Here is a 21,685-nt window from a genome sequence, read left to right as displayed (position 1 = left end):
TCTTACTTAACCATCTCTTTTTCGATCAGCTGGATCAGGATGTGGATCACTTTGATGTGAATTTCCTGAATACGGTCAGCATAACCGAAGTGCGGAACGCGAATTTCGACATCCGCCGTACCGTCCATCTTACCGCCATCTTTACCGGTCAGGGTGATGACCTTCATCCCTTTTTCACGCGCGGCAGCGATCGCTTTGATCACGTTGCCGGAGTTGCCAGAGGTAGAGATCCCCAGCAGCACGTCGCCTTCACGGCCTACCGCTTCAACGTAGCGGGAGAAGATGTGGTCGTAACCGAAGTCGTTGCCTACGCAGGAGATGTGGCTCACGTCTGAAATCGCGATCGCCGGGTAGCCCGGGCGGTTTTCGCGATAGCGTCCGGTCAGCTCTTCTGCGAAGTGCATAGCGTCGCAGTGGGAACCGCCGTTACCGCAGGAAAGCACTTTGCCACCGGCTTTGAAGCTGTCGGCCAGCAGGACCGCTGCGCGCTGAATAGCGTGAATATTGGCATCATCTTTCAGAAAGTTCGCCAGCGTTTCCGCCGCTTCGTTCAGTTCGTTACGAATAAGATCCTGGTACATGAGGATAATCCTTCAGTATTGATGAAATAACACAGTGGAGTGTACCGGATAGCGGGAAAAGCGAGAAGCTAAAGCCATGCGAATCGTCCGGCGTTTTGATTTTTTGTGCCGGCTAAAACGCGAACAATGTGAACCAGGTTGTAATTATTTTGTAAACACATTGCTAAAGGAAATAACATCAACTACAACCATATCATCACAAGTGGTCAGACCTCCTACAAGCAAGGGAGCTTTTCTTTATGATGATTTTGAGCATTCTCGCAACCGTTGTTCTGCTCGGTGTGTTGTTCTATCACCGCGTAAGTTTATTCCTGAGCAGCCTGATTCTTCTGGCCTGGACGGCTGCGCTTGGCGTCGCAGGTCTCTGGAATATCTGGCTTTTAGTCCCTCTTGCCATCATCCTTCTGCCGTTTAACCTGGCCCCGATGCGTAAATCAATGATCTCTGCGCCGGTGTTCAAGGGCTTTCGCAAAGTGATGCCGCCCATGTCGCGTACTGAAAAAGAAGCGATTGACGCGGGCACCACCTGGTGGGAAGGCGATCTGTTCCAGGGCAACCCGGACTGGAAAAAGCTGCATAACTATCCGCAGCCGCGTCTGACCGCTGAAGAGCAGGCCTTTATTGACGGCCCGGTGGAAGAAGCGTGCCGCATGGCAAACGACTTTGCCATCACCCATGAAATGGCCGATCTGCCGCCGGAGCTGTGGGCGTATCTGAAAGAACATCGCTTCTTCGCGATGATCATCAAGAAAGAGTACGGCGGTCTGGAGTTCTCCGCTTACGCTCAGGCTCGCGTCCTGCAAAAGCTGGCGGGCGTCTCCGGGATCCTGGCGATTACCGTTGGCGTGCCTAACTCCTTAGGCCCGGGCGAACTGCTGCAGCATTACGGTACGGAAGAGCAGAAAGATCACTACCTGCCGCGTCTGGCACGCGGTCAGGAAATCCCTTGCTTCGCGCTGACCAGCCCGGAAGCGGGTTCCGATGCAGGCGCGATCCCGGATACCGGCGTGGTCTGCATGGGTGAGTGGCAGGGCGAGCAGGTGCTGGGCATGCGCCTGACCTGGAACAAGCGTTATATCACCCTGGCGCCAATCGCCACCGTGCTGGGTCTGGCCTTTAAGCTCTCTGACCCGGAAAAACTGCTGGGCGGCGAAGAAGATCTGGGCATTACCTGTGCGCTGATCCCAACCTCTACCCCAGGCGTTGAAATTGGTCGCCGTCACTTCCCGCTGAACGTGCCGTTCCAGAACGGTCCGACCCGCGGTCAGGACATCTTTGTGCCGATTGACTACATCATCGGCGGTCCGAAAATGGCCGGTCAGGGCTGGCGTATGCTGGTGGAATGTCTGTCTGTGGGCCGCGGCATTACCCTGCCGTCGAACTCAACCGGCGGTCTGAAGTCGGTCGCGATGGGGATTGGCGCTTACGCCCACATCCGCCGTCAGTTCAAAATCTCCATCGGCAAGATGGAAGGTATCGAAGAGCCGTTGGCGCGTATCGCGGGCAACGCCTACGTGATGGATGCCGCGGCTTCTCTGATTACCTACGGCATTATGCTGGGCGAAAAACCGGCCGTGCTGTCCGCGATTGTGAAGTACCACTGTACCCACCGCGCGCAGCAGTCGATCATTGACGCGATGGATATCGCGGGCGGTAAAGGCATTATGCTCGGCGAAGGCAACTTCCTGGCGCGCGGCTATCAGGGCGCACCGATTGCCATCACCGTGGAAGGGGCAAACATCCTGACCCGCAGCATGATGATCTTCGGTCAGGGCGCAATTCGCTGCCATCCGTACGTGCTGGAAGAGATGGCTGCCGCGCAGAACAACGACGTGGATGCCTTCGATAAGCTGCTGTTCAAACATATCGGTCACGTGGGCAGCAACAAGGTGCGCAGCTTCTGGCTGGGCCTGACGCGCGGTCTTACCAGCGCGACGCCGACCGGCGATGCGACCAAACGTTACTACCAGCATCTGAACCGTCTGAGCGCCAACCTGGCTCTGCTGTCTGACGTCTCCATGGCGGTGCTGGGCGGTAGCCTGAAGCGTCGCGAGCGTATCTCTGCCCGTCTGGGGGATGTACTGAGCCAGATCTTCCTGGCCTCTGCGGTCCTGAAGCGCTACGACGACGAAGGCCGTCAGGAAGCGGATCTGCCGCTGGTGCACTGGGGCGTTCAGGATGCGATGTATCAGGCTGAACAGGCGATTGACGACCTGCTGGCGAACTTCCCGAACCGCTTCGTGGCGGGAGCCCTGCGCGCGGTGATCTTCCCGACCGGACGTCACCACCTTGCGCCGTCCGACAAGCTGGACCACAAGGTAGCGAAGATCCTGCAGGTACCGAGCGCAACCCGCTCCCGTATCGGTCGTGGTCAGTATCTGACGCCAACGCCGCATAACCCGGTGGGACTGCTGGAAGAGGCGCTGCTGGACGTGATGGCTGCCGATCCGATTCACCAGAAGATCTGTAAACAGCTGGGCAAAAACCTGCCGTTTACCCGTCTGGACGAACTGGCAAAACAGGCGCTGGCCGGTGGCATTATCAATAAAGATGAAGCCGCTCTGCTGGTGAAAGCCGAAGAGAGCCGTCTGCGCAGCATTAACGTGGATGATTTCGAACCGGACGAGCTGGCGACGCAGCCGGTAAAGCTGCCGGAGAAGCACCGCAAACCTGAAGCGGCGTAACGCGTTTCGCTTATACAAACCCCGCCTCGCGCGGGGTTTTTTATTGCCACATTTTCTCGTAATGACGTGCTACAGTGTCAAAAAGCGGTCTTTTGAGGAGTCTGTATCGTGCCTGGTTTGAAGATTTCTATTTTGCAGCAACCTTTAGTGTGGATGGATGGCCCCGCCAACCTGCGCCACTTTGATCGTCAACTGGAAGAGATTACCGGGCGTGATGTGATTGTCCTGCCGGAGATGTTCACCACCGGCTTCGCCATGGAAGCGGCACAACAATCAATGCCGCAGGATGAGGTGGTGGCCTGGATGCATGCCAAAGCGCAGCAGACCAACGCGCTGATCGCCGGGAGCGCCGCCCTGCAAACGGATCGCGGGCCGGTGAACCGCTTCCTGCTGGTGGAGCCGGAAGGGAAAGTGCATTTTTACGATAAACGCCACCTGTTCCGCATGGCGGATGAGCATCATCACTATGAAGCGGGTCACGAGCGCGTGGTGTTCGAGTGGCGCGGCTGGCGTATTTTGCCGCTGGTCTGCTACGACCTGCGCTTCCCGGTGTGGTCGCGCAACCGCAACGATTACGACCTGGCGCTGTATGTTGCCAACTGGCCTGCACCGCGCTCCCTCCACTGGCAGTCGCTGCTGGTAGCGCGCGCGATTGAGAACCAGGCGTACGTGGTGGGCTGTAACCGCGTGGGAACCGACGGCAACGGGCATCACTACCGCGGCGACAGCCGGGTGGTGAATCCGCAGGGCGAGATCATTGCCACCGCCGAGCCGCATCAGGCGACGCGCATTGATGCCGAGCTGTCGTTGACGGCGCTGCAGGAGTATCGCGAGAAGTTTCCGGCCTGGCAGGATGCGGATCCGTTTAGCATTGGCTGAAATTTTCCCCTCACCCCGCCCCTCTCCCAACGGGAGAGGGAGGATAAAACATTAACTCACCAGCGCCTGCCCGTCTTTGCGGCTTTCCGTTGCGGCCACGTAGTGTCCTTCCGGCAGACGGTAAATCACCTGCGCCCCGCCGAAGTTGTAATCCTGAAGCGGATCTTCCACCACGATCTGATGACCCCGCTCGCGCAGCGCGGCGATGGTATTGCGATCGAAGGTCGATTCAACGATCACCTCCCTGCCCTGCACCACGCGCCAGCGCGGGGCATCGATTGCCGCCTGTGGGTTTTGCCCGTGCAGCATAATGCGCAGCGCCATCTGCATGTGCCCCTGCGCCTGCATCGGCCCACCCATCACGCCGAAAGACATCAGCGGCTGGCCGCTGCCGTCCATCGCAAAGCCCGGAATGATGGTGTGGAACGGTCGCTTGCTGCCCGCCAGCGCGTTCGGGTGATTGGGATCCAGCACAAACCCGCAGCCCCGGTTTTGCAGGCTGATCCCCGTATCCGGCACCACAATGCCTGAACCAAAGCCCATGTAGTTGGACTGAATAAACGAAACCATCATCCCGCTGGCGTCGGCGGTGCTGATGTAGACCGTGCCGCTCTGCGTCGGGGAACCGTAAACGAAATCAGAGGCGTGCTCGTGATTGATAAGCGCCGCGCGCGACTTCAGATAATGGTCGCTCAGCAGCTCTTTCGCCGCGAACGCCATATGGTCTTCATCCGCCACGTAGCGGTCGAGATCCGCCAGCGCCAGCTTCATCGCCTCAATGGACAGGTGCAGGGACTGCACGGAATCCGGATGATGCTTCTCAATGCCGCACTGCTCCAGAATGCCGAGCGCAATCAGCGTGGCGATCCCCTGGCCGTTTGGGGGCAGTTCCTGCACCGAACCGCCCGCGAAGTCGCGCGACAGCAGCTCTACCCAGTCCACGCGGTGGTTTGCCAGATCTTCAGCCGTCAGGTGCGCGCCGTGTTCTTTGGCGAAAGCGGCAATTTTCTGCGCCAGCTCGCCGCGGTAAAAGGCTTCACCGTTGGTGCGGGCAATCAGCTCCAGCGAGTTCGCCTGCGCCGGGTTACGGAAGATTTCCCCCACGCGCGGGGCGCGGCCTTCCGGCGCGAAGCAGGCGCTGAAGCCCGGCTGATCTTTCAGCTTGCTATAGCCGCGCTGCCAGAGATGGCCGATCAGCGGAGAAACCGGAAAACCGTTGCGCGCGTAGTCAATGGCAGGCTGCGCCAGCGTGGTCAGCGGCAGCGTGCCGAAGCGTTCCGCCAGCGCAACCCAGCCGGAGACCGCGCCCGGCACGGTCACCGCGTCCCAGCCAATTTCCGGCACCGCGGTTTTACCGGCAAACAGATCCGCATGCCAGCTTGCAGGCGAACGACCGGACGCGTTCAGGCCGTGCAGCTTTTCACCGTCCCAGACGATGGCAAAGGCGTCGCTGCCGATCCCGTTGCCGGTCGGCTCAACCACCGTCAGCGCCATCGCGGTGGCAATGGCCGCATCCACGGCGTTGCCGCCCAGCTGCAGCATTTTCATTCCCGCCTGCGCCGCCAGCGGTTGCGACGTGGCGACGGCGTTACGGCCCATCATTGGCGGGCGGCGTGAAGCGTAACCGGATGTAAAATCAAGCGCTTTGGTCATCATGACTCCTTAGTCGTGGCGCGGATCGAGCGCATCGCGCAGCCCGTCACCGAGTAAATTAAAGCCCTGCACGGCAAGGAAAATCGCCACGCCGGGGAAAACGGACATCCACGGCGCCTGCTCCAGAAACCCTTTCGCGGTGTTGAGCATAGAGCCCCAGGACGGATTGGGCGGCTGCTGCCCCAGCCCCAAAAACGACAGGCTGGCTTCGGCGATAATTGCCGAGGCGATGGCCAGCGTGGCCTGCACCAGGATCGGCGACATCACGTTTGGCAGGACGTATTTGATGATGATCCAGCGGTCCGGCAGGCCAATCGCCCGCGCGCCGTCGATGTACTCTTCGTTGCGAATGGCGATCACCTGCCCGCGCGTCAGGCGGGCGAAGATCGGCATCGCCGAAAGACCGATGGCGATCATCGCGTTGGTCAGGCTCGGCCCCAAAAACGCCCCCAGCGCGATCGCCATGATCAGGAACGGACAGGCCAGCAGCGCCTCGATAAACCGCGAGATCACCCCGTCCCACATCTTCTGGAAGTAACCCGCCACCAGCCCCAGCGGCACGCCGATGACCACCGCGATAACGACCGACATACAGCCTGCCATCAGCGAGGTGCGCGCCCCCCAGATAATGCGGGATAAAATGTCGCGCCCCAGCTCGTCGGTGCCGAACCAGTACATCGCCGACGGCGCTTTGCGCACCGCCAGGAAGTTGGCTTTGACCGGGTCGAACGGGGCAATCCACGGCGCCAGCAGCGCCACCAGCACAAAGAATCCCACCACCACCGCGCCAATCACCGCACTTTTGTTGGCAAGGAATTTCTTCAGCACCCGGTTCTGCGCGCGCGGCAGCGCGGGCGTAACGGTTTGCGTCGTCAGTTCCGCCATGGTTAACCTCGCATTTTCGGGTTGATAAGGACGTAGAGCACGTCTGCCAGCAGGTTGAGCATCAGGAAGCCGATCGCCACGATCAGCACCACGCCCTGCACCACCGCGTAGTCACGGTTAAATACCGAGTCGACGATCATCTTGCCGAAGCCCGGAATGGTGAAGACCTGCTCGGTCAGCACCGCGCCGCCCAGCAGCTCGCCGAACAGCAGCGTGGTGAGGGTGATGACCGGCACCAGCGCGTTGCGAAACGCGTGCTTCAGGATCACCGCCTTCGGCAGCAGCCCCTTAGCGCGCGCGGTGCGGATGTAATCCGCCTTCAGGACCGCAATCATCGAGGCGCGGGTATGGCGCATCAGCGTCGCCGCGAGGCCCGTTCCGAGCACGGACGCGGGCAGCAGCAGCGTGCGCAGGTTCTGGAGCGGATCTTCACTGAACGGCACGTAGCCGGACGCGGGCAGCCACTGCAGGTTCACCGAAAAGACCAGAATCAGCAGGATCCCCAGCCAGAAGTGCGGGATCGAGATCCCCGAGATCGCCACGAAATTCGCCCCGTGATCGACCCAGCTATTTTTGTTCACCGCCGCGAGGATCCCCATGCTGATGCCAAACACCAGCGCGATAATCATCGCCAGCAGAGACAGCTCCAGCGTGACCGGCAGCTTGCTGGCGATCAGCTGCGTCACCGGTTCGTGCGTGCGTAAGGAGACGCCCAGATCGCCCTGCAGCGCGCGCGTCAGCCAGTGGAAATACTGCACGGGGATTGGCGCATCGAGGTTCAGCTCCGCGCGCAGCTGGGCGATGACCGCCGGGTCGCGCTCCTCCCCGGCCATGGCAATCAGCGGGTCGCCGGGCAGCAGCTTTTGCAGCCCGAACACCATCATGCTCACCAGTAGCAGGGTTGGTATAGCCAGCAGCAGACGTTTGCAAATCAGTTCCAGCATGGGTTCTCCTCGGGACCTTTATTTCGCCAGCGTCAAACCCGCCAGACGCACGATGCCGTCCGGGTACGGCTTAAAGCCCTGCACGCTTTTGTTCAGCCCGAAAATGCGCGGCTCGAAGTAGAGGTAGGCAATCGGCATGTCGGTTTGCAGCTGCTTCACCACCTTGTCGTACAGCGGCTGGCGTGCGGCCTGGTCGGTGCTCTGGCGCGCCTGGGTCAGCCACTCATCGACCTGCGCGTTGCTGTAGCGGCCGTCGTTGAGCGTGCCTTTGCTGTTGATAAAGCCGTAGATGCTGCCGTCCGGATCCGGGCGTCCCGACCAGCCGGAGAAGCTCAGCTGATAGTCGCCGCTCTGCTGGCGGTCGAGCAGCGTGGCGAATTCGGTCATCTGCAGGTTCAGGTTAAATCCGGCCTCGGCGACCATCGCCTGCAGCACCTGGCCCACCTGCTGCGAGGTTGGGTTGTTCGGCACCAGCAGGTTGACGGTCAGCGGCGCGGCGACGCCTGCCGCCTTCAGCAGCGCTTTGGCTTTGTCAACGTCACGCGGCGGGACCGGCAGGTTAACGTGATACGGGCTGACCGGGGAAAATGCCTGGTTTGCCGGGGTGTAAAGCCCTTCGAAGACCACCTGGTTTAACGCATCGCGGTCGATGGCCTGAGAAAACGCCTCGCGCACGCGGGCGTCCTTGAACGGATCGTTGGCCGGCACCTTGCCGTTGTTGATGTTGAAGGTAATGCCCTGATAGCCGAGACCGGTTACCTTCGCCAGCGCCAGCTTGCTGTCGGCTTCGACCGTTTTAACGTCGCTGGCGGCGATGCCTTCGGTCAGGTCAAGATCGCCCGCGCGCAGGTTCGCGAGGCGCACGGAGGCGTCCGGGATCGGCAGATAGATAATTTTGTCGAAGTGGTAAGCGTCTTTGTTCCAGTAGTTGTCGAAGCGGGTCAGAACGATGCGGTCCTGGGACACGCGGCTGTCGAATTTATACGGGCCGGAGCAGACCGGGTGGGCGGCAAAGTCCGGCTTTTTCGCCGCCTCCGGGGCCATCATTGCCCCGGCGCGGTCGGTGAGCTGCATCAGCAGCGCGGCATCGGGGGTCTTCAGGTGCAGCGCAATCTGCATCGGGCCGGTGACCTCGACCGATTCAACGGAGGAGATCTCGCTCTTACGCAGGGATCCTTTCAGGGTCAGGGCGCGGACGAGGTTGTATTTTGCCGCGGCGGCATCGAATTTCTCACCGTCGTGGAAGGTGACGCCTTCGCGTAGATTGAGCGTCAGGGTTTTACCGTCGTCACTCCACGCCCAGTCTTTAGCCAGGCCGGGGACGACCTTCAGATTTTCATCCACGTCCACCAGCCTGTCGCACAGGGAGGCAAAGACGAAGCGGCCATAGTAGGTGCGCGCCAGATGCGGGTCGAGCATGTCCGGGTCAGCGCCCAGGCCGATTCGCAGCACGCTTTCAGAATGGGCGGGCAGCGCCGCGCCAAGCAACATAACACTTCCCAGTACGGTCAAAAGAGAATTACGCATTGTCATTATCATGAGTTCCTTGAAGGAAGGGACGAGTGAGTGGCCGCGTGTTCAAACAGCGCGCGGCGGCGCAGAAAGGCGGCGGATGGCGGTGCGATCTGAATAACGCTGCGATCGCGGTTGATCTCCTGCCAGCGGTGGCAGGCAACCTGACGTCCGCCGTCGAGCACCTGATTGATCGGCTCAACCTGGCGGCATTCATCGGTGACGTACGGGCAGCGGGTGTGGAAACGGCAGCCGGACGGCGGGCTGGCCGGGTTGGGCAGATCCCCCTGCAGCAGCGGCGCGTCGCGCTCAACGCCCGGCTGCATCTGCGGTGCCGAGGCAATCAGCGCCTGGGTGTAGGGGTGCAGCGGCGCGTCAAAAATCTCGTCGACGGTGGCAAGCTCGACGATTTGCCCGAGATACATGACCGCCACTCGGTCGCTCATATGGCGGATCACCGCCAGACCGTGGGCGACAATCACCATCGTCAGCCCCAGCTGGTGCTTCAGGCTCTCCAGCAGGTTGACCACCTGCGCCTGAACGGACACATCCAGCGCGGATACCGGCTCATCGCCCAGCAGCAGCTTCGGTCCCGAGGCCAGCGCGCGCGCAATGCCGATACGCTGGCGCTGCCCGCCGGAAAACTCGTGCGGATAGCGCCCGGCCCAGGCGGCAGGCAGGCCCACGGTTTTAAGCAGCTCGGCAACGCGATACTGGCGATCCGCTTTTTTCATGTTCTGATGCAGCCACAGCGGCTCCCCGACGATTTGCTCCACCGTCATGCGCGGGTTGAGCGAGGCGAAGGGATCCTGAAAGATGATTTGCAGCTCGCGCCGGAGCTGGTTCAGGCGGGCACCGGAGGCGTCGGTGATCTCCTCCCCCTGATAAAACACGCGCCCTTCGCTGGCGGCCAGCAGGCGCAGCAGCAGGCGGCCGAGCGTAGATTTCCCGGAGCCGGACTCGCCGACGATCGCCAGCGTTTCGCCCGGCATCACGGCAAGCGAAACGCGATCGACCGCCGTGACAAACCGTGCCGGAGTAAAGAGCTTTTTGGGGCCGGGGAAAAGCTTGCTGAGGTCACGGGCTTCAAGAATGGGCGTGGTCATGCGATTTCTCCCAGGGCAATGTGCTGTTCGAGCGGTACGCGGAAGCAGGCGACCTGATGGCCCGCGCCGAGCGCGGTGAGCGGCGGTTTTTCAGCATGGCAGCGCGACTGCGCAAACGGGCAGCGGGTGGCAAAACGGCAGCCTTTCGGCATGGATTCCGGGAGCGGGACCGCGCCGGGAATGGTGGAGAGCTGGCCCTTGCGTGCGCCCAGCGAGGGGATCGACCCCATCAGGCCGATGGTGTACGGGTGCTGCGGGTCGGCGAATATTGCCTCCACGCTCCCCTGCTCCACCACCTGCCCGGCATACATCACCGCGACCTGCTGGGCGACTTCTGCCACCACGCCTAAATCGTGGGTGATCATCAGCACCGCCGTGCCGGTTTCCTCTTTTAAGGCGTTGAGCAAGGCGAGGATTTGCGCCTGGATGGTGACGTCGAGCGCTGTGGTCGGCTCGTCGGCAATCAGCAGTTTGGGGTGGTTAATCAACGCCATCGCAATCATCACGCGCTGGCGCATGCCGCCGGAAAGCTGGTGGGGATATGCTTTCAGGCGCATCTCTGCCGCCGGGATCTGCACCTTCTTGAGGATCTGCAGCGCGGCCTTCATCGCCTCTGCGCGCGAGACGTTCTGGTGCCGCATGACCGCTTCGCTCAGCTGATCCCCCAGCGTGAACGCCGGATTGAGCGAGGTCATCGGCTCCTGGAAAATCATCGCCAGCTCGCTGCCGCGCAGATCGGCATACTCCCGCGGTGAGAGCTTTCGCAGATTGTGGCGGCGAAACTGCATCTCACCGCTGACAATCTGCGCGCTGGCGGGCAGTAATCCCATCAGCGCCAGGGAGGTGATACTTTTCCCGCAGCCGGACTCCCCCACCAGCGCCAGCGTTTCGCCCGCCCTGACGGTCAGCGAGATACCATCAAGCACGCTAACCGGCGAGCCAGCAAACGTAACGTTGAGGTTTTGCACCCGCAATACGGGCGCGGCGTCCTTAAAGGGTATTGTCGTCATGGCGTGAAGTCGTCCTCAAGGTGAATCGCCTGAATCAGGGCGGTTTGCAGGCTGAGCAGGTGTTCGCGCATGGCGGCTGCGGCTTCATTAGGCTGGCGATGGATAATCGCAGACATGATCTTATGGTGGTGGTCGTTATAGCTGTCGACACGTTCGGGGGTGCGTGCCAGCTCGCGCAGATGCTGCCAGCCCGGTTCGCGCCGTACGGCATCAATGGCATCAAACAGGCCGAGCATCAGACGGTTACCCGCCGCCTCGGCAATCGCCCGGTGAAAGGCGCTGTCCCAGAGTTCGTTGAGATCGCGGTCGTCCGGACTGACCTTGTCGATGCGTTCCAGCATGCGCTGCATGAGCGCGAGGTTTTCCCTGGTGGCACGCAGTGCCGCAAGCCGGGCTAAGCCGGGTTCGAGCTGCAGACGAGCTTCCATCACTTCCAGAAGGTTGGTTTGCTGAACCAATCCCTGAAGGGCCAGCGGTTCAACAGGTGCCGCCGGGCCAATAAAGGTCCCTTTGCCCTGCTTACGCCAGATGCGCCCCTCTTCTTCCAGCACGTCCAGCGCACGACGTACTTCACGTCGTCCTACGCCGAGAGTGTCCGACAGCTCACGTTCCGTGGGCAGCGGTATGCCTGGTGTTGACTCATGCTGGTTGATAAGCCCGCGCAACTGCTCAAGCGCGGTGCTGGAATTGGCCAGAAACCGTGACGGTTTTTCCATATTGGTTCGCTCGCTTTCATCATGACTTTATTTTTATTAACGATAAGTTATTGATATGGAATGAAGCTTATCGTGCTAATGATTAAGCAATAACCAAACCAATACGAAATTGGTTCGGTATATTTTTGGAAAGCAGGAGATAACCAGATGATTCTGCGTGAATTATTTTTACAGAAAGAAACATTCTGAATGAGGTGCGAAGAGAGGAGTGATGGAGAAATGCACAATTGCAGTGCAAATAATGCACTATATCCGTGCAATTGTTAATAAATTGCACTATGAGTATTAACTTTTTGTTAACGATAAGGGAGAGAATGAGATTACTGCAGGCTGAAACGACGAAAGCCTGAATCATTTCTGATTCAGGCTTTCTGAATAGTGGCGGAACGGACGGGACTCGAACCCGCGACCCCCTGCGTGACAGGCAGGTATTCTAACCGACTGAACTACCGCTCCACTGTTCCCGTTTGGGGAACGAGGCGCATATTACGGTGCGCCTCCGATCTCGTCAACGCTTTTTCTCACGTTTTGAATCGTTTGCTGCAAAAATCGCCCAAACGATGATTTTACAGGCATTAAGGCGTTTTTTCAGGCGCGCCACAAACAGCTGCCGCCCTTCTTCTGGACCAGATCAAGCCGGGATTCGTGGTTAAGAAGCTCTTCGTCACTGGCTAAAATAACCCGCAACCGACTGGCCTGACGGACAACACGCTGAATGCCCGCTTCGCCTTGCGTCTGCTGGGATTCATTTTCCATACTGAACTTCATTGACGTCTGCCCGCCGGTCATCGTCAGATAGACATCGGCCAGGATCTGGGCATCGAGCAACGCCCCGTGGAGCGTTCGCTTGGTATTGTCTATCTCGTAGCGCGAGCAGAGTGCATCCAGGCTGTTACGCTTGCCGGGGAACATCTTCCTTGCCAGCGCCAGGCTGTCCGTCACCTTACAGAAGGTGTTCGTCTTCGGAATATCACGATTAAGCTTGCTGAATTCATAATCCATAAAGCCGATATCGAACGATGCGTTATGGATGACAAGCTCGGCGCCCTTGATGTATTCCAGGAACTCGTCAGCGACATCCGCAAAAGTCGGCTTATCCAGCAAGAACTCATCGGCAATCCCGTGAACGCCGAATGCTTCCGGATCCACCAGCCGATCGGGTTTGAGGTAGACGTGGAAGTTGTTCCCCGTAAGACGACGGTTCACCACTTCAACGGCACCGATCTCGATGATCTTATGCCCTTCGTAGTGCGCGCCGATCTGGTTCATACCGGTGGTTTCGGTATCGAGGACAATCTGGCGAGTAATTGCAGTGCTCATAGCGGTCATTTATGTCAGACTTATCGTTTAACTGAACGTTTCGAATACAGGAAGTCTACCAGAGATGCGTAAACAGGTAGAAATTTTCACCGATGGATCTTGTCTCGGTAACCCAGGACCCGGCGGCTACGGCGCGATTATGCGCTATCGCCAGCACGAAAAAACCTTTAGCGAAGGCTATTTTCTGACCACCAACAACCGAATGGAGTTGATGGCGGCCATCGTGGCGCTGGAGGCGTTAAAAGAACATTGTGACGTGGTGCTAAGCACCGACAGTCAGTACGTGCGTCAGGGGATCACCCAGTGGATCCATAACTGGAAAAAACGCGGCTGGAAGACCGCCGATAAGAAGCCGGTCAAGAACGTCGATCTCTGGAAACGTCTTGATGCTGCGCTGGGCCAGCACCAGATTAAGTGGGAGTGGGTTAAAGGCCACGCAGGCCACCCGGAAAACGAACGCTGCGACGAACTGGCGCGTGCTGCGGCATCCAATCCCGCACATGAAGATGCGGGCTATCAGCCCGACGTCTAATCGGTTTTTTTGTACTGCCGCGTGGCCCCCACGGTCTGGCGGATGGGCGTTTTCGACTTGCTCTGCTTCATGGGGTTAAGCGTAAGGGGAATGGTTCGCTTACGCGCAACGATAAACTGCAAACAGCCCAACGCGGGGAGATGGGTGCTCAGTACCACGCCCCCCTGCCGCGCCCAGGGCAGCACCTGAAAACCACCGTAGCAGAGCACTTCAAAATTCAGCAGTGAAAGCCAGTCGAGCTGACGCATCATGGTGAACATCCGGCTGTTGTAAGGTGGAGTCCGGCGTAGCACCGGTACCAGCTTACGCAGGCCCATCAGGCTTAGCGGATTGAATCCGCTAAGTACCAGCCAGCCGTCATCAATCAGCACGCGATCGGCTTCGCGAAGCAGACGATGCGGATCGCTGCACCAGGGTAGCGTATGTGCGAGCAAACACGCATCGACGGATTTTTCCGCAAACGGCAGATGCAACGGGTCTGCTTTCACCTGAACCGGCGATCCGCCGAGAGAGACGTTAACCTGATGCGAGATAGCGCAGCTTTCGGTATTGATTTCCGCGCTGAGATTGCCAATCTTAAGCAGGTGAAAGCCATACATTTTCGCGAGCCAGGGCTTCAGCTGCTGTTCTAACGCTTCGCGATAGTATTCACCCCAGGGCAATTCCGCCCAACGTTCCGGTGCTGCGACAGTCTGAGGTATCCTTGCCGGTTTCATCAAAACACCCGCCACGCTCTAAGAGGTAATGTATGAATCTTATCAGTATTCCAGCGTTTCAGGACAATTACATCTGGGTTTTGGTTGACGACGATCGCCGATGCGTCATTGTCGATCCCGGAGAATCCGCCCCTGTTCTGCACGCCATAAAAGAGAACGGCTGGCAGCCAGAAGCCATTCTGTTGACGCATCATCATAACGATCACACTGGCGGCGTGCCTGAACTACGCGCTCATTTTCCGCATCTTGTGGTTTACGGACCGGCAGAGGCACAAGATAAGGGAATCACGCATGTAGTCGAAGAAGGCGAAAATATCCTCATACGCGAGTGGGAGTTTTCCGTATTTGCCACACCAGGTCACACTTTGGGACATCTGTGTTTCTACAGTAAGCCTTATCTTTTTTGCGGCGATACGCTCTTCTCCGGAGGCTGCGGAAGACTGTTTGAAGGCACGCCAGCTCAAATGTATCAGTCTTTACAGAAGATTAACGCGCTACCCGATGAGACGCTCATTTGTTGCGCCCATGAGTATACATTAGGAAATATGAAGTTTGCAGTGAGCCTCTTTCCCGAGGATCGAGCGATTCAGGATTATTATCACAAAGTGAAGGAGTTACGTGCAAAAAACCAAAAAACACTCCCCGTAATTCTGAAAAATGAGCGCCAAATTAATTTATTTTTACGCACAGATGATATTGATTTAATTAATAAAATTAACCAAGAAACAAATTTGCAACAACCAGAACAACGATTTGCATGGTTAAGGTCAAAGAAAGATAACTTCAGATAATTGCGGGTTGCCTTTTCAAAATTTCGCCGTTATCATCGCTCGTCTTTTAAGCAACTATTGACACACACATGAAGGCAAAAGCGATATTACTCGCCTCTGTCCTGCTTGTAGGTTGCCAGTCGCAAAACGGCAGCAACGTACAACAGCACGCACAGAGCCTTTCTGCAGCTGGTCAAGGGGAAGCAGGGAAGTTTGCAAGTTCGGCGCGCTGGATGGACGATGGAACATCTTACGCGCAGGATCAAGACTTGTGGACCTCTATTGGCGACGAGCTAAAGATGGGAATTCCGGAAAATCCCCGGATTCGCGAACAGAAACAGAAGTATTTAAGTAATAAGAGCTATCTCCACGATGTAACGTTACGGGCAGAGCCGTATATGTACTGGATAGCCGGGCAAGTTAAGAAACGTAACATGCCTATGGAGCTGGTACTCCTACCCATAGTGGAGAGCGCTTTTGACCCACACGCGACGTCTGGCGCCAATGCCGCAGGCATTTGGCAGATCATTCCGAGCACCGGGCGAAACTATGGTCTGAAACAGACCCGCAACTATGATGCGCGTCGCGATGTTGTCGCTTCAACGACAGCCGCTCTCGACATGATGCAACGTCTGAACAAGATGTTTGACGGCGACTGGCTGTTAACGGTCGCAGCGTATAATAGTGGCGAAGGTCGTGTACTGAAGGCAATGAAAGCGAATAAAGCACGGGGTAAATCCACCGATTTTTGGTCGCTCTCACTGCCACAGGAAACAAAGATTTACGTACCGAAAATGCTGGCATTGAGCGATATTTTCAAGAACAGCAAGCGTTACGGTGTACAACTGCCAACACCAGACGAAAGTCGTGCACTGGCGCGTGTTCGCCTCAGCAATCCAGTTGATATTCAACAGGTTGCTGATATGACGGGTATGTCGGTAAGTAAATTGAAAACCTTTAATGCTGGCGTTAAAGGCTCAACCCTGGGGGCAAGTGGCCCGCAGTATGTAATGGTTCCGCAGAAACATGCCGAGCAGTTACGTGAGTCTTTAGCTTCTGGTGAAATCGCCGCCGTTCAGTCAACGCTGATCGCGGATGCATCATCAGTTAACAGCCGCAGCTATAAGGTTCGTTCAGGTGATACGCTTTCGGGCATCGCGTCACGTCTTGGCGTGAATGCGAAAGATCTGCAGCAGTGGAATAATCTGCGCAGTTCCGGCCTGAAAGTGGGTCAGACTCTGACGGTAGGTGCAGGTAGCAGCGCACAGCGTCTCGCCAGCAACAGCGATAGCATTACCTATCGCGTGCGCAAGGGCGATTCACTGTCCAGTATCGCAAAACGGCACGGCGTGAACATCAAGGATGTGATGCGCTGGAACAATGATACTGACAATCTGAAACCTGGCGACCAGCTGACGCTGTTTGTGAAGAACAGCGCGACGCCAGACTCCTGATAGCACGATCGAAAGATAAAAAGGCACCGATTCCCCTCGGTGCCTTTTTTGTTTATTCCGCTTTTTGCGCTTCAGCCATGATGGTATCGCTGGTAAACGAGCCATCGTCCTGCAGTTCAAAGTACGCCTTTACCTCCGCGGACGCACTCTCCTGATACAGTCTGATCGCCTGGCTCAATGCTTCCGGGGTGCGCATACGCGCGATCCAGGAGCTGAACTCCAGCGGTAAACGATCGGTAATCAACGCGCGCGCGATCAGCCCCGCTTCAGTGATAAGCGACAACCACTCTCCGCTGGCGTAATTTTGCACGTGCGAGGTATCGCGCAGCGCTTCGACCGTCTGCAGCCAGATATTGCGCACCGGGTGTCCAGGAGACATTACATCCATAATGATGAAGGTGCCGCCCGGCTTCAGAACACGTTTGACCTCGCGTAATGCCTGGCCGACATCGTGCCAGTGGTGCGCGGAATAACGGCTGATCACCACCTCAAACGACGCATCATCGAACGGTAAGGATTCGGCATAGCCCTGTTGCGTATCGATGTTGTCCAGTCCCTTCGCTTTTGCCGCCCCGGCAACGACGTCCAGCATCTGGCTGGATAAGTCATACGCGGTAACGTGCGCGACCCGCTGCGCAGCCGTAAAGCTGGCATGCCCTGCCCCGCAGCCTAAATCCAGCACGTATGCCTGCGGGAACGCCGCCAGACGTTCACCGAGACGCACCAGATCGCGGCCAGAAGCATGCACGGCACTGCTCAGATAGGCACTTGCCTGAGAACCAAACTGTTTTTCTACGTTGTCATGATGGGAGCGTGTTGTTGTCATCGTACTGTCCTTTGTGAGTGAAAAATAAAGGGCAGCACCCGCACAGGCCTGCCCCACGGCAGACCTGACACACCATTATTTATCAGGTTTGCCGGGACTGAATTCGACTAGTAGAGGATTGTGATCGGAGGCGCGCGTCACCAGAACCGAGGCGTCGTGCACGCTCAAACCACGATAGAAGACAAAATCGAGAGGACGACCAAAGGCTTTTTTGCGCTGGTCATCGCTAAAACGAACTTCACGCAGCGACATTTCGCGCGCAAAGCGATACAGCGCATTCATGCGCGGACGACTCCAGGCATTGAAATCGCCAGCCATAATGATGGGACCGCTGTGATGGGCAATCTGATCGCCGATCGGAAGTAACTGTTTACTGTAAACATCCACGCCCAGGCTGAAGTTTACCGCGTGGATATTCACGACCATCAGCATTCGGGTATCCGGCAGCGGATAGACCGTCACCAGCGCCGATTTTGCCAGACGCAGGATAGGTTCACGTTCGCGCAGCGGACAGCAATAGACCGGATGTGCTGCTGAAAGCGTCATCACACCTGAGGGGTGTTGTGGCAGGACAAACGCAGGCACCTGGTCGGCGGCAAGATAGTTCGTGGTGGCAAAGCGTACCAGTTCAGGGGTGGTTTGTGCCTCCTGGAGTAGAACCAGGTGGGCATCTTTTCCAAAATTCTTGAGTACCGATAACCATTCGGCACGCTGCTGCTTAAAGATATTCCACACCAGTACACGGATTTTCTCATCGCTGCTTAACGGTGTGCCGGCGGGTAATGCCTGGCTTATGCTCGCAAATGACCCCGGAGGCAAGATCCTCTCCGCGGGCATTCCGGCAACATAACGCATGGCATAGGTATTTTTTCGCACTTTTGGAAACAGCCTCTGTAACATGAACCAGCCCGGAAAACGGACTGGTTCTAATGTTATAGGGACTTTAGGTCATACTTTCAACGCAATTTCTGAGAAACCGCTTTCCAGTTTTGTAAGCAAGCACTTACTGATGTTAACCCAGCGCGACCCGGGCTGGCTTATCGAGACGTCCACTCAGGCCAATCAGCAGGAAGGCGACCAGGACAATCACCGCGCCAATCCACGGGGTCTGGGCTAATCCAATATGCGCTACGGTTTGTCCGCCAATGATGGAGCCCAGCGCAATGCCGATATTAAATGCGGCAATGTTCAGACCGGACGCCACATCCACCGCATTTGGCGTATAGAGCTCGGCTTTCTGGACAACGTAAACCTGAAGCCCGGGGACATTACCAAAGGCAAAGATCCCCATGACCAGCACCGTGACCAGCGCGGCGTAGTGTACCGAAGCCGTGAACTGGAAAATCATCAGTAGAACCACCAGGGCGGCGAAGATGAATTTCAGCGCCGGTACCGCACCATGCTTATCCGCAAGCTTGCCGCCCCAGATATTGCCAACGGCAACGGAAATACCGTATCCCAGCAAAATCCAGCTCACGGTATTGGGTGAAAAGCCTGCCAGGTCCTGCATCATCGGCGCCAGGAAGGTGAAAGCCGTGAAGACGCCGCCATAGCCCAATGCAGTTACCGCGTAGATAATCAGCAAACGGGGATGCGTGAGCACCTTCAGCTGATCGCGCAGGCTGGCGCTCGCCCGGCCAGGGATGTTCGACGGTACCAGCAGCAGGCTGGTCACCAGGGCGATGACGCCCAGTAAGGAGACGGCCAGGAACGTTTCACGCCAGCCGAAGTGTTGTCCGATAAACGTTCCCAGCGGTACGCCCGTAACGAGTGCGACGGTCAGCCCACCAAACATGATCGCAATAGCTGAAGCCGCTTTCTCTTTGGGCACCAGGCTGGTTGCAATGGTGGAACCAATCGAGAAGAACACACCGTGTGCAAGGCCGGTTAACAGACGCGCAATCACCAGCGTGGTGTAGTCCGGCGCCTGCCAGGCCAGAACGTTGCCGGCGGTGAACAGCACCATCAGCGCGACTAACAGCTGCTTACGCGGAAAACGTCCGGTCAGGGCCGTCAGCACTGGCGCACCGACGGCGACGCCCAGGGCGTAGATTGATACCAGCAACCCCGCAGAGGGCAACGAGATCGCAAGCTGGTTAGCAATAGTGGGAACCAGGCCAACGATAACAAATTCGGTCGTGCCGATTGCAAAGGCACTGATCGTCAGGGCAAGTAGCGCCAGTGGCATAAAATACTCCGTATCATCAGGATTAAGATGACAGGCAGTATGCGCCAGTGCTTAAATAACAAAAATGGTCAAAATCTCAATAGAATTTTGCAGGTGATGCAAAAATGAAAGCAACATCGGAAGAGCTGACAATCTTTGTCGCCGTCGTTGAAAGCGGTAGCTTTAGCCGCGCGGCCGAACAGCTGGGTCAGGCTAACTCAGCCATCAGCCGTTCGGTAAAAAAACTGGAGATGAAGCTTGGAGTGAGTCTGCTTAACCGAACGACGCGGCAGCTGAGCCTGACGGAAGAGGGAGAGCGTTACTTCCGCCGCGTGCAGTCGGTATTGCAGGAGATGGCTGCAGCGGAGACGGAGATTATGGAGACCCGCAGCACGCCGCGTGGGTTGCTGCGCATTGATGCGGCCACGCCGGTTGTGCTCCATTTTCTGATGCCGCTGATCAAACCTTTCCGCGAACGCTATCCGGAGATGACGCTTTCTCTGGTCTCCTCAGAGACGTTTATCAACCTCATCGAGCGGAAAGTGGATGTGGCTATCCGGGCGGGAACCCTGACAGATTCAAGCTTGCGTGCCCGCCCTCTGTTTGCCAGCTACCGCAAAATTATCGCATCGCCAGAGTATATTGCCGAGCATGGGAAACCGGAGACGGTTGAAGAATTGAAGCAGCATCTGTGCCTGGGCTTTACGGAGCCGGTGTCGCTGAACACCTGGCCTGTGGCCTGTCATGATGGTCAACTTTATGAAATTACCTGCGGGTTATCCTCAAACAGCGGGGAAACGCTGAAGCAGCTTTGTCTCGAAGGAAATGGTATCGCCTGCTTGTCCGACTATATGATTGATAAGGAGATAGCGCGGGGTGAACTGGTGGAGCTGATGGCCGACAAACGTCTGCCGGTCGAAATGCCTTTTAGCGCAGTGTATTACAGTGACAGAGCGGTAAGCACGCGCATTCGTGCCTTTATTGACTTCCTGAGTGAACATATAAAAACAGCTCCCGGAGGAGCTGTGTGAGGGTTCAGGTTACAGAGGGCGGGTCAATCTTAATCCCAGTCAGGAGCTAAACCTTCCGGGCTTACCAGGCGATCGTTGCACTCCAGTTCTGCGATCGCTTTTTTATCGTCAGCATCCAGCTGAAGATCCGTTGCTAACAGGTTGCTGGCCAGGTTTTCACGCTTAGTTGAAGATGGGATCACGGCATAACCTTCACCCATTGCCCATGCCAGAATCACCTGCGCAGCAGTGGCGTTATGTTTCTCTGCGATACGCGTAATCACTTCATCTTTCAGCGCTTTACCGTAGGCCAGCGTCATGTATGAGGTGATGTGGATCCCGTGCTGTTTTGCCCAGTCCACGACTTTGCGGTTTTGCAGGTATGGAGACAGCTCAATCTGGTTGGTCGCAATATTTTCTGCGCCAACAGCGGCAATGGCTTTTTCCATCAGCGGAATGGTGAAGTTGGAGATCCCAATTTCGCGGGTTAAGCCCTGTGTTTTCGCTTCCAGCAGCGCCTGCATGAATTCTTCTACTGAGACGGCATCATTCGGTGATGGCCAGTGGATCAGCGTCAGATCTACGTAGTCAGTACGCAGTTTTTTCAGGCTCTCTTTCAGACTAGGGATCAGCTTATCTTTGCTGAGATTCTCAATCCAGATTTTCGTGGTGATAAACAGTTCGTTACGCGGTACACCACTCTCTTCGAGAGCTTGTCCAACGGCAGCTTCGTTTTCATAGATCTGTGCCGTATCAACTGCACGATAACCCAGTTCGAGTGCGGTTTTAACCGATGCGATAACAACGTCGTCTTTCAGGCGGAAAGTGCCCAGACCAAATGCAGGGAGAGTCATACTATTCCTCAATCATTATGTTCGTAAACTGAGGAAGATTATCGCTGGCGTTGTTATAGAGAAAAA

At 57.1% G+C, this 21,685-nt stretch carries 20 protein-coding genes and 1 tRNA gene; 6 read left to right on the top strand and 15 right to left on the bottom strand.

The genetic code is table 11. The features are described from left to right. Positions 1–2 precede the first annotated feature (2 nt). Positions 3–581 (bottom strand): D-sedoheptulose 7-phosphate isomerase, encoded by a 579-nt coding sequence (gene lpcA / locus NI40_RS04150; RefSeq protein WP_010427884.1) that lies wholly within the window; start codon positions 579–581, stop codon positions 3–5. Positions 582–820: 239 nt separating this feature from the next. On the opposite strand from lpcA, the gene fadE reads away from it, so the two are divergent. Further along, entirely contained in the window at positions 821–3,265 is a 2,445-nt protein-coding gene (gene fadE, locus NI40_RS04145; protein WP_029739697.1) for an acyl-CoA dehydrogenase FadE, read from the top strand. 108 nt (positions 3,266–3,373) lie between these two features. Continuing rightward, positions 3,374–4,144 (top strand): amidohydrolase, encoded by a 771-nt coding sequence (locus tag NI40_RS04140; RefSeq protein ID WP_039263863.1) that lies wholly within the window; start codon positions 3,374–3,376, stop codon positions 4,142–4,144. Positions 4,145–4,195: 51 nt separating this feature from the next. Here the strand turns inward: NI40_RS04140 and NI40_RS04135 are convergent, their stop codons facing one another. The 9 genes from NI40_RS04135 to dnaQ form a co-directional block, all read right to left on the bottom strand. Further along, a complete protein-coding gene (locus NI40_RS04135; protein ID WP_039263861.1) occupies positions 4,196–5,797 on the bottom strand; it encodes a gamma-glutamyltransferase family protein in 1,602 nt (533 codons plus the stop codon). Between the two features lie 9 nt (positions 5,798–5,806). Then, positions 5,807–6,682 carry an ABC transporter permease gene (locus NI40_RS04130; protein WP_029739694.1) on the bottom strand — a complete coding sequence of 292 codons (876 nt, stop codon included), beginning with the start codon at positions 6,680–6,682 and terminating at the stop codon, positions 5,807–5,809. Between the two features lie 2 nt (positions 6,683–6,684). Next, positions 6,685–7,626 carry an ABC transporter permease gene (locus NI40_RS04125; protein WP_023310491.1) on the bottom strand — a complete coding sequence of 314 codons (942 nt, stop codon included), beginning with the start codon at positions 7,624–7,626 and terminating at the stop codon, positions 6,685–6,687. Positions 7,627–7,644: 18 nt separating this feature from the next. Further along, positions 7,645–9,159, bottom strand: a complete 1,515-nt coding sequence (locus NI40_RS04120; protein WP_176686744.1) for an ABC transporter substrate-binding protein — start codon at positions 9,157–9,159, stop codon at positions 7,645–7,647. A gap of 2 nt (positions 9,160–9,161) precedes the next feature. Next, positions 9,162–10,244, bottom strand: coding sequence for an ABC transporter ATP-binding protein (locus NI40_RS04115; protein ID WP_039263859.1), 1,083 nt, complete (start codon positions 10,242–10,244; stop codon positions 9,162–9,164). Continuing rightward, complete coding sequence (locus NI40_RS04110) at positions 10,241–11,254, bottom strand: ABC transporter ATP-binding protein (RefSeq protein ID WP_039263857.1); 1,014 nt, start codon at positions 11,252–11,254, stop codon at positions 10,241–10,243. Before NI40_RS04110 ends, NI40_RS04115 begins: the two co-directional genes overlap by 4 nt. Then, positions 11,251–11,970 carry a FadR/GntR family transcriptional regulator gene (locus tag NI40_RS04105; protein WP_023334601.1) on the bottom strand — a complete coding sequence of 240 codons (720 nt, stop codon included), beginning with the start codon at positions 11,968–11,970 and terminating at the stop codon, positions 11,251–11,253. The genes NI40_RS04110 and NI40_RS04105 overlap by 4 nt, the downstream gene beginning before the upstream one ends. Positions 11,971–12,349: 379 nt before the next feature. Continuing rightward, positions 12,350–12,426 (bottom strand) — tRNA-Asp (locus NI40_RS04100). 132 nt (positions 12,427–12,558) lie between these two features. Next, positions 12,559–13,290, bottom strand: a complete 732-nt coding sequence (gene dnaQ / locus NI40_RS04095) for a DNA polymerase III subunit epsilon (RefSeq protein WP_055703371.1) — start codon at positions 13,288–13,290, stop codon at positions 12,559–12,561. A 64-nt stretch (positions 13,291–13,354) separates the two neighbouring features. Here dnaQ and rnhA point away from each other — a divergent pair, with 64 nt between their 5' ends. Then, positions 13,355–13,822, top strand: a complete 468-nt coding sequence (gene rnhA, locus NI40_RS04090; RefSeq protein WP_023334599.1) for a ribonuclease HI — start codon at positions 13,355–13,357, stop codon at positions 13,820–13,822. Here the strand turns inward: rnhA and NI40_RS04085 are convergent. Further along, entirely contained in the window at positions 13,819–14,538 is a 720-nt protein-coding gene (locus NI40_RS04085) for a class I SAM-dependent methyltransferase (RefSeq protein ID WP_023310484.1), read from the bottom strand. The two genes, rnhA and NI40_RS04085, sit on opposite strands and share 4 nt — an antisense overlap. A gap of 32 nt (positions 14,539–14,570) precedes the next feature. On the opposite strand from NI40_RS04085, the gene gloB reads away from it, so the two are divergent. Together gloB and mltD are read left to right on the top strand one after the other, a co-directional pair. Continuing rightward, entirely contained in the window at positions 14,571–15,329 is a 759-nt protein-coding gene (gene gloB / locus NI40_RS04080; RefSeq protein WP_039263855.1) for a hydroxyacylglutathione hydrolase, read from the top strand. 68 nt (positions 15,330–15,397) lie between these two features. Further along, positions 15,398–16,762: a murein transglycosylase D gene (gene mltD / locus NI40_RS04075; protein ID WP_039263854.1), complete on the top strand. Its 1,365-nt coding sequence runs from the start codon at positions 15,398–15,400 to the stop codon at positions 16,760–16,762. 52 nt (positions 16,763–16,814) lie between these two features. Here mltD and NI40_RS04070 read toward each other — a convergent pair whose 3' ends face one another. The 3 genes from NI40_RS04070 to NI40_RS04060 form a co-directional block, all read right to left on the bottom strand. Then, entirely contained in the window at positions 16,815–17,588 is a 774-nt protein-coding gene (locus tag NI40_RS04070; protein ID WP_039263851.1) for a class I SAM-dependent methyltransferase, read from the bottom strand. A 75-nt stretch (positions 17,589–17,663) separates the two neighbouring features. Beyond that, on the bottom strand, positions 17,664–18,464 hold the full coding sequence (locus tag NI40_RS04065; RefSeq protein ID WP_024909448.1) for an endonuclease/exonuclease/phosphatase family protein: 801 nt from the start codon (positions 18,462–18,464) through the stop codon (positions 17,664–17,666). Positions 18,465–18,600: 136 nt separating this feature from the next. Continuing rightward, positions 18,601–19,776: an MFS transporter gene (locus tag NI40_RS04060; RefSeq protein WP_039263850.1), complete on the bottom strand. Its 1,176-nt coding sequence runs from the start codon at positions 19,774–19,776 to the stop codon at positions 18,601–18,603. A 104-nt stretch (positions 19,777–19,880) separates the two neighbouring features. On the opposite strand from NI40_RS04060, the gene yafC reads away from it, so the two are divergent. Beyond that, a complete protein-coding gene (yafC, locus tag NI40_RS04055) occupies positions 19,881–20,786 on the top strand; it encodes a DNA-binding transcriptional regulator YafC (RefSeq protein WP_029739684.1) in 906 nt (301 codons plus the stop codon). A 29-nt stretch (positions 20,787–20,815) separates the two neighbouring features. On the opposite strand, the gene dkgB is transcribed toward yafC, so the two are convergent. Continuing rightward, positions 20,816–21,619, bottom strand: a complete 804-nt coding sequence (gene dkgB, locus NI40_RS04050) for a 2,5-didehydrogluconate reductase DkgB (protein WP_039263849.1) — start codon at positions 21,617–21,619, stop codon at positions 20,816–20,818. Between the last annotated feature and the right edge of the window lie 66 nt (positions 21,620–21,685).

Source organism: Enterobacter sp. E20 (assembly GCF_000801755.2).
In the GTDB taxonomy this organism is placed as follows: Bacteria; Pseudomonadota; Gammaproteobacteria; order Enterobacterales; family Enterobacteriaceae; genus Enterobacter; species Enterobacter asburiae_B.
The sequence above is the reverse complement of the archived record's forward strand: the minus strand, read 5'-3'. Positions and strand labels throughout refer to the sequence as shown.